Annotated in this window: 13 protein-coding genes; 2 read left to right on the plus strand and 11 right to left on the minus strand. The window is 49.6% G+C overall.

The genetic code is table 11. The features are described 5' to 3' along the window. Positions 1-31: 31 nt before the first annotated feature. The 6 genes from pdhA to KJS94_RS05390 all read right to left on the minus strand — a co-directional run bounded on the left by pdhA (position 32) and on the right by KJS94_RS05390 (position 5,878). Positions 32-1,027, minus strand: a complete 996-nt coding sequence (pdhA, locus tag KJS94_RS05365; protein ID WP_214446288.1) for a pyruvate dehydrogenase (acetyl-transferring) E1 component subunit alpha — start codon at positions 1,025-1,027, stop codon at positions 32-34. A 149-nt stretch (positions 1,028-1,176) separates the two neighbouring features. After that, positions 1,177-1,458, minus strand: a complete 282-nt coding sequence (locus tag KJS94_RS05370; protein WP_214446289.1) for a DciA family protein — start codon at positions 1,456-1,458, stop codon at positions 1,177-1,179. A gap of 451 nt (positions 1,459-1,909) precedes the next feature. Next, a complete protein-coding gene (recF, locus tag KJS94_RS05375; RefSeq protein WP_214446290.1) occupies positions 1,910-2,995 on the minus strand; it encodes a DNA replication/repair protein RecF in 1,086 nt (361 codons plus the stop codon). A 45-nt stretch (positions 2,996-3,040) separates the two neighbouring features. Next, positions 3,041-4,096 carry an ABC transporter permease gene (locus KJS94_RS05380; RefSeq protein WP_214446291.1) on the minus strand — a complete coding sequence of 352 codons (1,056 nt, stop codon included), beginning with the start codon at positions 4,094-4,096 and terminating at the stop codon, positions 3,041-3,043. Positions 4,097-4,128: 32 nt separating this feature from the next. After that, entirely contained in the window at positions 4,129-5,271 is a 1,143-nt protein-coding gene (locus tag KJS94_RS05385; protein WP_214446292.1) for a BT_3928 family protein, read from the minus strand. Between the two features lie 55 nt (positions 5,272-5,326). Then, positions 5,327-5,878, minus strand: a complete 552-nt coding sequence (locus KJS94_RS05390; RefSeq protein WP_214446293.1) for a DUF1599 domain-containing protein — start codon at positions 5,876-5,878, stop codon at positions 5,327-5,329. Between the two features lie 107 nt (positions 5,879-5,985). Here KJS94_RS05390 and folP point away from each other — a divergent pair, with 107 nt between their 5' ends. Beyond that, positions 5,986-6,774 carry a dihydropteroate synthase gene (folP, locus tag KJS94_RS05395; protein ID WP_239804301.1) on the plus strand — a complete coding sequence of 263 codons (789 nt, stop codon included), beginning with the start codon at positions 5,986-5,988 and terminating at the stop codon, positions 6,772-6,774. 82 nt (positions 6,775-6,856) lie between these two features. Here folP and KJS94_RS05400 read toward each other — a convergent pair whose 3' ends face one another. Together KJS94_RS05400 and KJS94_RS05405 are read right to left on the minus strand one after the other, a co-directional pair. After that, positions 6,857-7,771 carry an FKBP-type peptidyl-prolyl cis-trans isomerase gene (locus KJS94_RS05400; RefSeq protein ID WP_214446295.1) on the minus strand — a complete coding sequence of 305 codons (915 nt, stop codon included), beginning with the start codon at positions 7,769-7,771 and terminating at the stop codon, positions 6,857-6,859. A 1-nt stretch (position 7,772) separates the two neighbouring features. Continuing rightward, positions 7,773-8,786: a DHH family phosphoesterase gene (locus KJS94_RS05405; protein ID WP_214446296.1), complete on the minus strand. Its 1,014-nt coding sequence runs from the start codon at positions 8,784-8,786 to the stop codon at positions 7,773-7,775. A gap of 196 nt (positions 8,787-8,982) precedes the next feature. Between KJS94_RS05405 and KJS94_RS05410 the strand changes: the two genes are divergently transcribed. Beyond that, positions 8,983-9,399, plus strand: coding sequence for a nucleoside-diphosphate kinase (locus KJS94_RS05410; RefSeq protein ID WP_214446297.1), 417 nt, complete (start codon positions 8,983-8,985; stop codon positions 9,397-9,399). 53 nt (positions 9,400-9,452) lie between these two features. Here KJS94_RS05410 and KJS94_RS05415 read toward each other — a convergent pair whose 3' ends face one another. The 3 genes from KJS94_RS05415 to porG form a co-directional block, all read right to left on the minus strand. Then, entirely contained in the window at positions 9,453-10,376 is a 924-nt protein-coding gene (locus KJS94_RS05415) for a TraB/GumN family protein (RefSeq protein WP_214446298.1), read from the minus strand. 1 nt (position 10,377) lies between these two features. Beyond that, positions 10,378-12,318, minus strand: coding sequence for a menaquinone biosynthesis decarboxylase (locus KJS94_RS05420; protein WP_214446299.1), 1,941 nt, complete (start codon positions 12,316-12,318; stop codon positions 10,378-10,380). Positions 12,319-12,427: 109 nt separating this feature from the next. Continuing rightward, entirely contained in the window at positions 12,428-13,297 is an 870-nt protein-coding gene (porG, locus tag KJS94_RS05425) for a type IX secretion system protein PorG (protein WP_214446300.1), read from the minus strand. Positions 13,298-13,324 lie beyond the last annotated feature (27 nt).

Consider the following 13,324-nt stretch of genomic DNA (forward strand, 5'->3'; position numbering starts at 1 on the left):
TGCTTTCACCCTGCCGGTCATCCAAATAATATTAGTCAACAATAAATGGGTATTCCTGGTCTATATAGATATCCTTATACACTTCGCTGTCATCCGGCCAGGGGCTTTCTTCAGCAAAGCGAACGGATTCTTCCACTTCTGCATCTACACGCTTGTTGATGGCATCGATCTCTTCCTGGGTAGCAAACTTGTTGTCCAGGATGGTCTTCAATACCAATTCAATCGGGTCACGCTGCTTGTACTCTTCCACTTCTTCCTTGGTACGGTATTTCTGGGGATCAGAAATAGAGTGCCCCTTATAGCGGTAGGTCTTTATTTCAATCAGGGTCGGACCGTCGCCTTCGCGTGCCCTTTTCACTGCCCTGGCCATTGACTCATGAACGGCCTCAGCACTCATGCCATCTACCGAATCAGCAGGCATTTCATAAGCGTCAGCCAGTTTATAGATATCCCTTACGTTAGAGGTCCTTTCTACGGAAGTACCCATGGCGTAGTTGTTGTTTTCGCAGATGAAGATCACCGGCAGTTTCCACAGCATGGCCAGGTTAAAGGTTTCGTGCAACATACCCTGGCGGGCAGCTCCATCACCGAAGAAGGTCAGGCAAACCGCATCGGTTCCCTTGTACTTCTCAGCAAAGGCAATACCGGCACCGGTTCCGATCTGAGCACCAACAATACCATGGCCACCAAAGAACCTTTCCTTGATGCCGAAGAAGTGCATGCTTCCTCCCTTACCCTTGGCACAGCCTGTAGCCTTGCCATACAATTCGGCCATACATGCCTTGGCACTGATACCCTTCGCCAGGGCCAGACCATGGTCGCGGTAGGCCGTAATGAAAGCATCTTCAGCCTTGGTGGCAGTCATGCAACCCGCAGCAATGGCTTCCTGGCCAACATAGGCGTGGAAGAAACCGCGGATCTTGCCTTCCATTTTATATTTCTCTTCAGCCTTCAATTCGAACTGGCGGATGAGCACCATCAGCTCATACCAGTAGAGGTAGGTTTCCTTAGAAAATTTCGTTGCCACAGTAGATTTTGTTTGAGACGGGCAAAGATAAGGGGAAAGGGGGGAAAAAATTTCATGCCCAAATGGTACTGGCAGGAATTTTATTATAGCCCGGACGGGAGGGTTGGAAATTTGAAAATGAATGAATTAGGAACTGATAGCCAGGATGGTCAATTAATGACCACCTCCTTTATCACATTTCCACCCAGCTTCTCGTTCACCCGACTGATAATGGTATCTTTCTGGTACAGCAATTCCTGTTTAAGCGGTGCTACCGAAGTGGTGATATAGAGCTTATCCCCGTAAATCTTGATGCTTTCCGTGTACTTGGCAATGGTCTTGCCCATGATCTCTTCCCATACATCTGTGATCTGGAGGGCTTGCACCGCCCCCTTCAGCCTGCTCTTCCTAAGGAACTGCTCAATGGCATCGCCCAATGAATACTCTCCCATGCCCCAAAGATAGGGGCAAAATCCCTGCATCCGGCCTGTAAAAGCCATCCCCCCACCCACTGCAGCCATAAAACTGCTAAGAATTCCTTAATGAAAGTTGTTGTTGCAACCAACCGGACCCGATGGTTGTCTTTAGTGTACTTTCCTCGATGATCCGGGAATATGACAACTCCAAGTGATCCGGATTGAAAAGGATCCGACCTTAAGAACAGGGCCATTTCAGGTGTCCACGTGTGGATCGGAATAGTGCTCGTTAAATCCAGTATAGGTTCGTACCCACCCTATGAAAGATCCGTTTACTCATCGTTCAGACCAATTCAGGTCTGTGTAGCATGAGGTCCGGGGCTTTTGGTTGGCCCGGATGAGTAGCAGAATGGTCCCGTTTTTGAATCCATCCTTGTATCTGACCAGATCTTAATCCGTACCCTCCCTATGAAGTTGTGCCGGATTATCAGGAAAGTTTTATGGATTGAAAGGGTAATCCCAATGAGGAAAAAGTGCCCGCCAATCTTTCCTCATGGGTATCGGTCACCAGCACCTGGCCATGGTTGTTCACACCTACTTCGTGCAATAGGTTATGCATCCTTTGTGCATCCAGCTTTTCAAATACATCATCCAGCAACAGTATCGGTTCAAATCCCTTGTTCGATTTGAGGCTGCTGAATTCAGCAAGTTTCAAGGCAAACAGCAGGCTCTTTCTTTGTCCTTGTGAGGCTGTTTGGCGAAAGGGCTTCTCATTCAACTGTATGGCGATATCATCGCGATGCACCCCGCAATGGGTGCGCTGCGCATACATATCCCTTTCCCGGTTACGGGCCAGCCAATCTGCCATGGAAAGTTCATGCAGCTGGCTTTCATACTTCAACACCAGGTCATATTCCTCCCCTGCTATGGTTGCATAATTGGCTTTTACCTGCCTGAGCAATTGCCCCAACAGGTTCTTGCGACAGGTGTAGATGTAATTGGCCGGTGATATCAATTGGTGATCCAACACATCGAGCAGGTCGGTATTCCTTTGGCGGGTTTCCGCCATTTGCTTGAGCAGGCTGTTGCGTTGCACCAATACCTTGTTGTATTGCATCAATTGCAAGAGGTATTCATGATCGAGCTGGCTGAAAAGGGCATCCATGAAACGCCTCCGTTCCTCACTCCCGTCAGTGATGATCTGCACATCATCCGGCGCGATAAACACCGCCGGGAATTCCCCGATATGGTCTGCCATCCGTTCACAAGGCTGGCCATCGATGATGAATTCCTTTTTACCGTTCTCCCGAAGCACTGCAACGATGTTGTGGGTTGTCCCCTGTTTACTGAACTGGCCCTCAATCCTGAAACCCTGTGCCCCCTGGAAAACATGCTGTGCGTCGGACTTGGAGAAATAGCTCTTGGTGAAGCAGAGATAATAAACCGCATCCAGCAGGTTGGTCTTCCCAATACCGTTCTTGCCTGAAATACCCACCACCCTGTCCGAAAAATGGAAGGATTGTGCCAGATAGTTCTTGAACTGGAAGAGTGCTATTTTTTCGACGGCTAACAAAGCGGGCGCAAATTAAGGATTAATCGGTCCTTACCATTATCTGCCTTAATTACCGAATGACCTGGCCCTTGGGTCTATCCAGCCATAGAGCAGGTCGGCAAGTATGCCAACCAATACAAAGAAAGCTGCCGATACCAGTACAGCCCCCATTACAACGGGGAAATCCAGTTTTTCCAGGGCATCTACGGTGAGCTTACCAAGTCCTTTCCAGCCAAAGATGTATTCCACAAAAAATGCCCCGGCCAGCAGTTCGGCAAACCATCCGGTTATGGCAGTGATGACTGGATTGAGGGCATTCTTCAGGGCATGCTTCCATACCACCACCCTTTTATCCAAACCTTTTGCATAGGCCGTGCGGATATAATCCTGTTGCAATACATCCAGCATGGAACTCCTGGTCAGTTGGGCTATAATGGCCAGGGGTCGAATGCCTAAGGTTAGTGCTGGCAGGACCAGGTTGGAAAGCGTTAGGTATGGGCTGCCGGTATTGGTGTCCAGGTCGAACCAGCTGCCGGTCATGTGCAAGCCGGTAAGGTCCGACCAGAGGAATCCCAGGAAATAGGCAATCAGGATACCCATGAAAAAGGAAGGCGCCGATATGCCCAGGATACTGGTGAAGATGGTGGTGGTATCGAGCCAGCTATCCTTGTTCAAGGCTGCGATTACCCCGAACATAATACCTAGTACAGTTGCGAAAGCGATGGCAGCGGTGGCCAACATCAGGGTGCCCGGTAAGGCTTCTGCAATTACCCCAAGAACCTCCCGCTTGGATTGGTAGGAACGTCGCAGGTAGGGCAATTTGAACCCCAACTTTGTATCCCCACCAATGAAAACTCCCTTTAGTTTCTTGGCCTCGATCTCAGCTTTTGAGTGGATACCAACAGGAGAAACATCATTCAGGTAAAAAAGGAATTGTTTCCACTTGGGCTGGTCGAGGTAGAGTTCCTTCCGGATATTTTCCTGGGTGGCTGCATCGGCCCTCTGTCCCATCACCAGCCGGCTGGGATCACCAAAACCCTGGAAGAGGAAAAAGACCACTACCACCACCCCCAGTAATACCAGCAGGCCATAAGCAAGCTTCCTAAGGATATAGTTGACCAAATTGGGTAATTGACAATTATACTTTTTTAGACCTAACGGTTACCTGCAACCGAAGTGATCTCCCTGATGGCAACCAATGATTTCGCCGCATCAGCAAGCGCCCATTTATTCACCACAGCACCATCATTCATCAGGTAGAGGGTCAGGTCGGTCCTCGCCGCGGTCTTCACTGCTACAGCATCGGAACGCAATACCTGGATATGGCGCAGCCCGGCAGGCAGCAGTTTATTTACCGCATCTGCAACGGGTGTAATGATGACCAGTGGCATATTTCCGGAACGGGACAATTCTTCCAGCTCACTGATCCAGTTAAGGATCTCCTTTTGCTTGCCTTCCTCCACTTTGCGGATGAAGAGCCATTGCATCATCCCCCTGGCGGTAGTAATGGCATGGGTAGTATCATTTCCGGAAGCGGTCAACAATACAAAATCCTTTACCGGCGGTTCCGCATTGCCTTTCCGGACCAGTTTATCATAGCGTTTGACAAAAGTGTAGGTAGAATCATTGAAATCAGCGGGGAACTGGTCAGCAGTAAACTCCACTTCCTTGCCATCCTTCTGGTAAACAAAACTGATCACCGTACTGTCGGGAATGGCACCCGCGGGGATCTGCATTTGCGCCGCTATGTTCATTCCTTTTTTGTAAGGAAGGCAATCCACCACCGGCAGGTGCCGGAGCACATACCACTGGAACCCGAAACTGAAAATTACCGTTGCTAGTAAGAAAATCATGCTCGTGTTCCTGGACTTCGACGATTTTATGGAATCCCGGTAGCGGAAGAGCAAGAGGATCAGGATCAGCAGGACAATATCCTTGATAAAGGATTGGGTGGGCGTAAGCGGGATGCAATCACCAAAACAGCCACAACTCTTGATCTTACCCGATAGCAAGGCATAGCCGGTCAGGAAAGTGAAGAATATGATCAGCAGCAACAATAGCCAGCTGAACAAACGCATCTGCCATCCAATGATCACTGCCACCCCGGCAATGATCTCAAAAGCGATCATCAGTATGGAAAAGGCCAGGGTATAATCATTGAGCGCATGCATTCCCCATACCTCAAAAAACTCCTGCATCTTGTAACTCAGGCCGAGGGGGTCATTGGCCTTCACAAGGCCAGAGAAAATGAAGAGGATGCCTACGATATACCGGGTAATGGTCAGGATCGGTTTCATGCTGTAACGAATTTTAACGGAAAGGTGCTTGGCGCATTTGGTTAGATTAGGTAGTTCATCCTTTGTGCTTTCCTTCCCCGATCATGATCAGGGCAAAAGCCGCATAGTTGAAGATATCCAGGTAATTGGCATCGATGCCCTCACTGATCAGGGTCCTGCCCTCATTGGCCAGGATCTGGCGGATGCGAAGGAGCTTGGACAGGATGAGGTCAACAAAACTTTCCTGGCTCATATCCCTCCAGGCTTCCCCATAATCATGGTTCTTTTGGGCCATCAATTCCCTTGCCCTGTTCACCTGTTCATCATAGGCCTGCTCTACTTTATTGGGGTCAAGGTCTTCAGGGGCATCTTTGGGCAATTGCAATTGCACCAGGCCGATCACTGCATAATTGAGGATACCCATGAACTCCGACTGCACGCTATCCCCTACCATTTGCTTGCCGGTCTCCTGGATGGTACGGATGCGCTTGGCCTTGATGAAGATCTGGTCCACGATCGAAACAGGACGGTATACTCGCCATGAGGTACCATAATCCCTGGTCTTCTTGATAAATATTTCCTTACAATGGTTGATCGCCTGGTCGTATTGCAATAAGGTTGTTGACATAGCTTAGCCGAAAAATGTTCATCTTTATCGGTCAAAAGTAAGGATTAGCAACCATGTTCAGTTTGAATTGCAAAGGCAGGCTTATAGAAATTTCCAGCCCCGTGGTCATGGGTATTATCAACATTACCCCCGACTCCTTTTACTCCGGCAGCAGGAAGCCGGCAGCGGAACAAGCAGTTGAGCAAGCGGGGAAAATGCTGGCGGAAGGCGCCACCTTCCTTGACATTGGAGGCCAGAGCACCCGACCTGATAGTCAATGGCTGGATGCACCGACCGAATGGGAAAGGGTTGAACCGGCCTTAAAGGCAATCCTGGAGCAATACCCTGATGCCCTGATTTCAATTGATACCTTTCATGCATCGGTTGCTGCGCAGGCTGTAGCTGCAGGCGCAGTAATGGTAAATGATATTTCAGGCGGACAGTTGGATCCGGGCATGCTGGAAACAGTAGGTCGGCTGGGTGTACCCTATGTCTGCATGCACATGAAAGGCAGTCCCCAAACCATGCAACAGCTGGCCAGTTATGATAACCTGGTGCTGGAGGTAATGGACTATTTCATTGAACGGATGGATGCCTGCAGGAAGGCCGGCATTAATGACCTGGTGCTGGATCCCGGCTTCGGCTTTTCCAAAACCATCGACCATAATTTCCAATTGCTAAAGGACCTATCCGTACTCAAACAACTTGGTCTACCTGTCCTGGCAGGGCTTTCCCGCAAATCCACCATTTACAAGACACTGGGCATTGGTCCTGAAGAAGCTTTGAACGGGACTACTGTTTTGAATACCATTGCGCTGCAACAAGGCGCGGACATCTTAAGGGTACATGATGTATTACCTGCCATGGAAGCCATTAAGCTGACGAACAAACTGGCTGGGACAGGATTCAACACCTGAGCCGTAAGCATAAAAAAACTGGCCACCTTGCGGTGGCCAGTGCGGAGATATCTCCTGTGTGTGTATAAAGAGTTGAGCAGTCTTATTGCTTTGCAGGCTGGTTTTCTGCTGGCGGAATGGCTGGGTTCTGCTGGGGAGCAGGCGCCTTATCCATTACATCCACCATTTCAATATCAAAGATCAGGGCCTCATTGGGCTGGCCGCCGGGACCCGGGCGCATGCCATAGGCAAGGAAACCAGGGATATACAGCGTTCCTTTTCCACCTTTCTTGAAATACTTCAGCCCTTCATCCCAACCTGGAATAACCTGACCTGCACCTACCGGGAAAGTAATGGGATCTTTTCCGGGTTCCATATTGGTCTCGAATTCCTTGCCGGTGGCCAGGATCTTACCACGATACTTAACAGACACAAACTTTCCTGAATCTGCTGCAAGACCTTCACCAGGATTTTGAACGGCCACATAAGTACCCCTGCCGATCTTCTGGGCATTGATATTGTTCTTCTTGATAAATTCATCTACCAGGGCCTGGTCGCGTCCTTCCTGCTTCTTCATTTCTTCCATCTGCTGGGCCTGTGCCTGCTCCTGGTTGTCGAGGATATCCAGGATCCTGATACCGATCTGGATCTTGTCGCCCTTCTTCATATAAGGAGGCAGCATGGGGTTTTGCTTCATGATGGAATCCACTTCCTGGATGATCACCACGCTATCACCCTTGTGCAGGAAGCGAAACACTTCTGCGGGGTTATAGGAAGCAGGTACGCTGTCAACGGGTGAGAAAATTGGCATTCCACCAATGGAAGTACCCAAAATGGAATCATTAATCTTCGTGGTATAATGGAGCTTGAAGAACTGGCCGATTTTTACCTGGGGACCACTGCCCTTCTCAACAACCATATACAGGATGCCGCTTGAGGTTTTGCTGTAATCACCACTACCGCAGGCTGCCAGCATGGAGGCGGCGATAATGGATGCGAGGATTGAACGCTTTGTCATGTTATGTTAATTGAAATTCTGATGCTGTTTCCTTTAATACTTTCCTGAAGGTCCGCAGGGTCTCTTCCAAGCTTGCACTGCTCCTGCCCCCTGCTGCATTAAAATGGCCGCCCCCTTCGAAATAGCGACGGGCAAAGGTATTGACATCCACATTCCCCTTGCTCCTGAAGCTCCACTTCCTTTCTTCGTCGCGGTCGATCACAATGGCTGCCATCCTGATGCCCATGATGCTCAGGGGATAGTTTACCAAGCCCTCCGTATCACCGGTCTTGATATCATAGCGAAGCAGGTCTTGCTTGGTAACCCAGATCAGGGCCGTATTGTATTCATAGAACACTTCCATCCTGTTGGTCAACACATGGCCAATAAAACGGAGCCTGTTCTCATAGAAGCTGTCATAGATATGTTCATGCACAAGGGTATGCTGCAGGCCGGTCTCCTTTAAGCGGGCCACCATCCTGTGCAGGTCAGCGCTGGCTGCAGGAAAACGGAAGGAACCGGTATCACCGATCACGCCGGCATAAAGACATGCCGCTATATCCTTATTCAAGAGGTGTCCATGCCCACTCTCTTCAATGAAATCATAAACCATCTCACAGGTACTGCTCTTACCGGTATCACTTACCCCATAGGAGAAGCTTTCAACAGCAGGCTGCTGGTGGTGGTCGATAAGGATCTTCACACCTCCGGCCCTTTCTACCACCGGGGCAAGGTTCTTGGTCCGGTGAAGGGTATTGAAGTCAAGGCAGAATATCCAGTCCGCACTGTTCATGATCATTTCTGACCGTTCCCGGTTCATTTCAAAGTTGATCACCTTTTCACAGGCCGGCATCCAATCGAGGAAGGCTGCCCAGTTGGTGGGTGATATAACAGTAACCTCATGTCCCAACAGGGTCAGGAAATGATACAGACCAAGGGACGACCCCATAGCGTCGGGGTCTGGTTTCTGGTGTGTGGTAATGACAATCTTTCTCGGCGTTCCCAGTTCGGGATATATATAGTGTATCGGCTGCATAAAGCGGGGCAAATGTAGGGTTTCGTGACCGAATGGCCAACGAACCTGGGCAGGCACCTGGCAGAAAGTCAAGCTTCACCGGATGGCGGCTTCCGGGTAAAATGCCCGGATGACAACCGGGAGGGCAATTTCACATTTCAACAACATCATTTTTCCTGAGAAAATACGCTACCTTTGCGGCCCAAATAGCATGTATATGAGCAACAGAACTTTTACCATGATCAAGCCCGATGCCATGAAGAATGGCCATGCAGGCGCCATCCTGGATCGAATCATTAAAGAAGGATACCGTGTAGTAGCGCTGAAAATGACCAAACTGAGCGCAGAGAAGGCTGGAGAATTCTATGCCGTACATAAAGAAAGGCCTTTCTTCGGTGAACTGGTTGAGTTCATGAGCAGTGGCCCGATCATCGCAGCCATCCTGGAAAAGGAAAATGCCGTTGCTGAATTCCGTAACCTGATCGGTGCTACCAACCCTGCCAACGCAGAGGAAGGTACCATCCGCAAGCTCTACGCTACTTCTGTAGGGGAGAATGCCGTTCACGGAAGCGACAGCGATGAGAATGCTGCCATCGAAGGCGCTTTCTTTTTCAGCGGCCTGGAGAAATTCTAATCAAGCAATGTCCTTGCATAAAGAAAGCCATCCTTACCGGATGGCTTTCCTTTTTATAGTTTGGCTTCATAGACCCCATGGCGCATTGGCCTGAGGCGGTATCCTGACTGTTGCAAAAGCCTGATCACCCCCTTCTTTCCAGGCAGGTGCGCTGCCCCCACTGCAAACAATACCGGCCCTTTCTTCATGGCACTATCCATGATGGGGATCCAATTGGCATTCCTCCGGTAAAGGAAAAGTTCAAGGTATTCGGCTACGCCTCCTTCTTCTGTAAGCGTCAACTGGTCAATACCCTGCATATCCTGGGTCCGGTAAAGTTCCAGCATCTTCCTGGTGGTGAGGTCTTCCTTTCCTGCACTATCTATGGCCTGCAATAAATCCTTTGCCTGCTTTTCATAAGGGATGCTGTCAAATACACTGGCCTGGAAGGCGATGGACTCCAATCCATAAATCTGCTTCTGCTGTTTCTTTACAGCACGCATGATCATTTCCTCCATGCCATTCTTGGTCTCGCAGGGCATCTTGGACTCGGTGAGCATCGCCGTAATGAAATAGGGCTTGAACCTTTCCATCATACCCAGGGGCAGGATGGTCCTGTTCTTTTCAAAATAATCCTTCACCCTCTGGTATTCTGCCGGGGTGAGCAAGTCACTTAGCTTTTTACCATCCTGCATCCGGATATACTTGAAGAGGCCAAGGGTTTCTGCCATATTGTCCATGTCCACCTCAAAATAGGTGAGTGCGGACTGGTCAATGGCAAATTGAAGGCTGTCGCTTATCCGGGCATCCTGCGCACAAAGGATATGCATGGTACCGAAAAGATAGGAAGGCTTCCCAAGTCCCGGACCGGTGATCTCCCAGAGCAGGCTATGGGCAAGGGTATCACTCACCTGTTGAGCCTTTGCCGCTTGCTTTTTCTTCTGGCTGAAGCCGGAAAAAGCCAACAGGGTCAATATAACGGTAATATATAAGCGCATTTTATCCTTTTGCTACAGCTTCTTCGCCGTAGATCTGTTTTTTGAATTTTAGGGATGGGGACGGGATGAATTTACCCAGGCCCATTTGGTCCCATTTCTGATCTACTGCAGCGATGGTCTCATCAGCTGCTACGATGATATTCGGCCAGTCGCGCTGGAAATCGTCAAACTCCTTTGTCTTCATGGTCCCATCCAGGCCCAGACAGGCAAAATACTTACCGGGCTGGCAGGATGACTCCTGTTTGAAGAGATGGTAGTCGCGCTTGGGGTCAAGGTTATTACAGAAACGCCACAAGGCTATGGGCAGGTCGTTCGGGTCAACCGTATGCTCCACGTAAAGGATCATCTTCACGCCTTCCAGGGCAGCCATGGAAGAGCAAAGTTGCTGATGCAGGGATGCGATATGGCCTTTACGGGACTTCTTCACTGCGATCACCAGCACAGGGATCTGGTCATCAAGCAGGTCGGTGTTCACCGCTTCGATCTCAGGGAAGGCAAGGAAATCTGTCCGCTTCAATCCTGGCAACACTAATTCCTTTCCCGGTGCATGCAACCAGTTCCGGTCTTCTATCTCTTCCTCCATTTTTGCGGTTCCATCGATACTCATTTTTCCACCAAATCCCAACTTGCTGCAGCTATGGTCCAATACATCCATCGGACCCGTAGCAAATGCAACGTCATTGACCACATCGAGGTTCCTGAATACGGTCCTTGCCAGGTTGAGGTAGTCCTGGATGCGGGTATCCTGGTCGGCAATGACAAGGATCTTATTGAACATCATCTGTCCTGCTCCCCACATGGCATTCATGACCTTCTGGCCCTGGCCGGGATAATCCTTGTTGATCTGGCTGATCACCAGGTTATGGAAAACCCCTTCAACAGGCATATCCATGTCCATGATCTCGGGCACCATGGTCATCTTGATCGGGGCCAGGAATATGCGCTCCGTGGCCTTGCCTAACCAGGCATCTTCCTGTGGCGGGATGCCAACAATGGTGGCCGGATACACAGCCTGCTTCTTATGGGTAATGCAGGTGATATGGAATTTGGGATACCAGTCGGGCAGTGAGTAATAACCTGTGTGGTCACCAAATGGTCCTTCCCAGATCGGTTCATCATTCGGGTCAACATAACCTTCAATAATGAAGTCAGCATCTGCCGGCACTTCTATCTCAGGCTGGGTGATACATTTCACCAACTCCACCTTCTTCTTGCGTAGGAAACCGGCCAGCATGTACTCATCCACATTGTCAGGTAGCGGTGCAGTAGCGGAATAAGCGTATACAGGGTCACCACCCAGCGCCACCGCCACCGGCATTTTCTTTCCGAGTTTCTTGTATTCTGCGAAATGCCTTGCACTAACCTTGTGCTTATGCCAGTGCATACCGGTGAGCTTCGGTCCAAATACCTGCATCCGGTACATGCCCACATTACGGATCTGGGAATGCGGATCTCGGGTATGGATCACCGGTAGTGTCACGAATGGGCCGCCATCCTTGGGCCAGCAGGTGATCACCGGTATTTTTGTAATATCGGGATCCATATTGATGACCTCCTGGCATTCCCCTTTTCCGCTCCTGACCTTGGGCATCCAGCTGGCAAACTGGCCCAGTTTGGGCAAAAGGTTCAATTTATCGAGGATACTTTCCTTGGGCTTGGTGAGTAATTTGAACAATGATTCAATTTCATGGGCGATATCATCCAGTTTATTCACCCCAAGTGCCATGCACATCCTCTTCTCACTGCCATAGGCATTCATCAATACCGGGAATGCATAACCGGTGTTCTCGAATAAAAGGGCCTTGCCCCCATTTCCACTCTTGCTTATCCTGTCCGTTACTTCAGCGATCTCCAAATGAGGGTCAACATAGGTTTTGATCCTGATCAGTTCCCCTGCCCTTTCCAAAGCATCAATGAATTCCTGCTGGTTCTTATATGCCATACAAATCTTTTCTGGTTACAAATGTAAAACACCTTAAGCGGATGCTTGTTGGCATTGTAGAGCGAAATGGACATAAAAAACCGGTGTTGGCGAACACCGGTCAATTTTATCAGAAAACATTCCTGGGACAATCTGTTTGCCTGCTCCTTTTTCCTCCCCCTCCCCCGGAAAACGGACCGCTACCGGATCCCAGCCGCACGCCAACCGTTATTCCCTGGAAGTAGTACCAATCTTTAACCTTAGACCCTCCCCTTACTGTACCATCTGCAGGGTAATTCGGATTCCCATCCTTTAGCTCACCTCCCCTGTAAGACAATTCTACTGCCTTTGGACCTCTTTCTGCAAGCAAGGCAGCGGGATCCACATAAGTGGTACTTACGTCATCAATATAATCTGTAAAAGTCTTCCGCCAGCCGATCTCATATCCCAGCGTGACCATTTCATTCAACCTGAATTTGAGACCTGCCCCAAACGGAAGGGCAACCTGCACCCTTTTATAAGGCTTTCTGTCGGGGTAAATGGATAAACCCTGTCCCTCGGTACCCAATGGCTGGAGGTAATATTTTTGACCAGTCGTATCAAATGTGTAGGGTTCGAACCCGAAAATACCCAGGCCCGCAAACACATAAGGAGTAAAGCGGTAATTATCCAGGTCGAAGAAGCGGTATTCTGCCAGGATATGGCCTTCCAGCAAAGGAGAGGTGAAATTCAGGTTCCTGGCCACTAAAAATGAGTCTGTATTCTTTTTGTCGTCCCCACTCAGCTTTCCATATACGAGGCCACCCCGCAAGGAGAGCTTTGGATTCAGGTCATATTGGACACCCAATCCGAATGCACCATTGGCCTGGTTAGTGGTGATCCTTTTCTCCTGCAGGTCGCCCTGGTAGTTTGACAAGCCACCAAAACCTGTAATGTGCCAGCGCTGTGCCATCAGCGTTAGGGGCAGAACTGCTAAAAGAAGCAATATGGTAGTTCTCATGTCCGTCCGTTGTATTGGCAGAAACGC

The sequence above is a fragment of the Flavihumibacter rivuli genome (assembly GCF_018595685.2).
GTDB classification, from domain to species: Bacteria; Bacteroidota; Bacteroidia; order Chitinophagales; family Chitinophagaceae; genus Flavihumibacter; species Flavihumibacter rivuli.

Bases quoted from the DNA above. Each gene is read 5' to 3' on its own strand.
- KJS94_RS05370 (WP_214446289.1), bottom strand. From the start codon at position 1,458: ATGGGAGAGTATTCATTGGGCGATGCCATTGAGCAGTTCCTTAGGAAG.
- KJS94_RS05385 (WP_214446292.1), bottom strand. From the start codon at position 5,271: ATGAAACCGATCCTGACCATTACCCGGTATATCGTAGGCATCCTCTTC.
- KJS94_RS05390 (WP_214446293.1), bottom strand. From the start codon at position 5,878: ATGTCAACAACCTTATTGCAATACGACCAGGCGATCAACCATTGTAAG.
- folP (WP_239804301.1), top strand. From the start codon at position 5,986: ATGGGTATTATCAACATTACCCCCGACTCCTTTTACTCCGGCAGCAGG.
- KJS94_RS05400 (WP_214446295.1), bottom strand. From the start codon at position 7,771: ATGACAAAGCGTTCAATCCTCGCATCCATTATCGCCGCCTCCATGCTG.
- KJS94_RS05405 (WP_214446296.1), bottom strand. From the start codon at position 8,786: ATGCAGCCGATACACTATATATATCCCGAACTGGGAACGCCGAGAAAG.
- KJS94_RS05410 (WP_214446297.1), top strand. From the start codon at position 8,983: ATGAGCAACAGAACTTTTACCATGATCAAGCCCGATGCCATGAAGAAT.
- KJS94_RS05415 (WP_214446298.1), bottom strand. From the start codon at position 10,376: ATGCGCTTATATATTACCGTTATATTGACCCTGTTGGCTTTTTCCGGC.
- KJS94_RS05420 (WP_214446299.1), bottom strand. From the start codon at position 12,318: ATGGCATATAAGAACCAGCAGGAATTCATTGATGCTTTGGAAAGGGCA.
- porG (WP_214446300.1), bottom strand. From the start codon at position 13,297: ATGAGAACTACCATATTGCTTCTTTTAGCAGTTCTGCCCCTAACGCTG.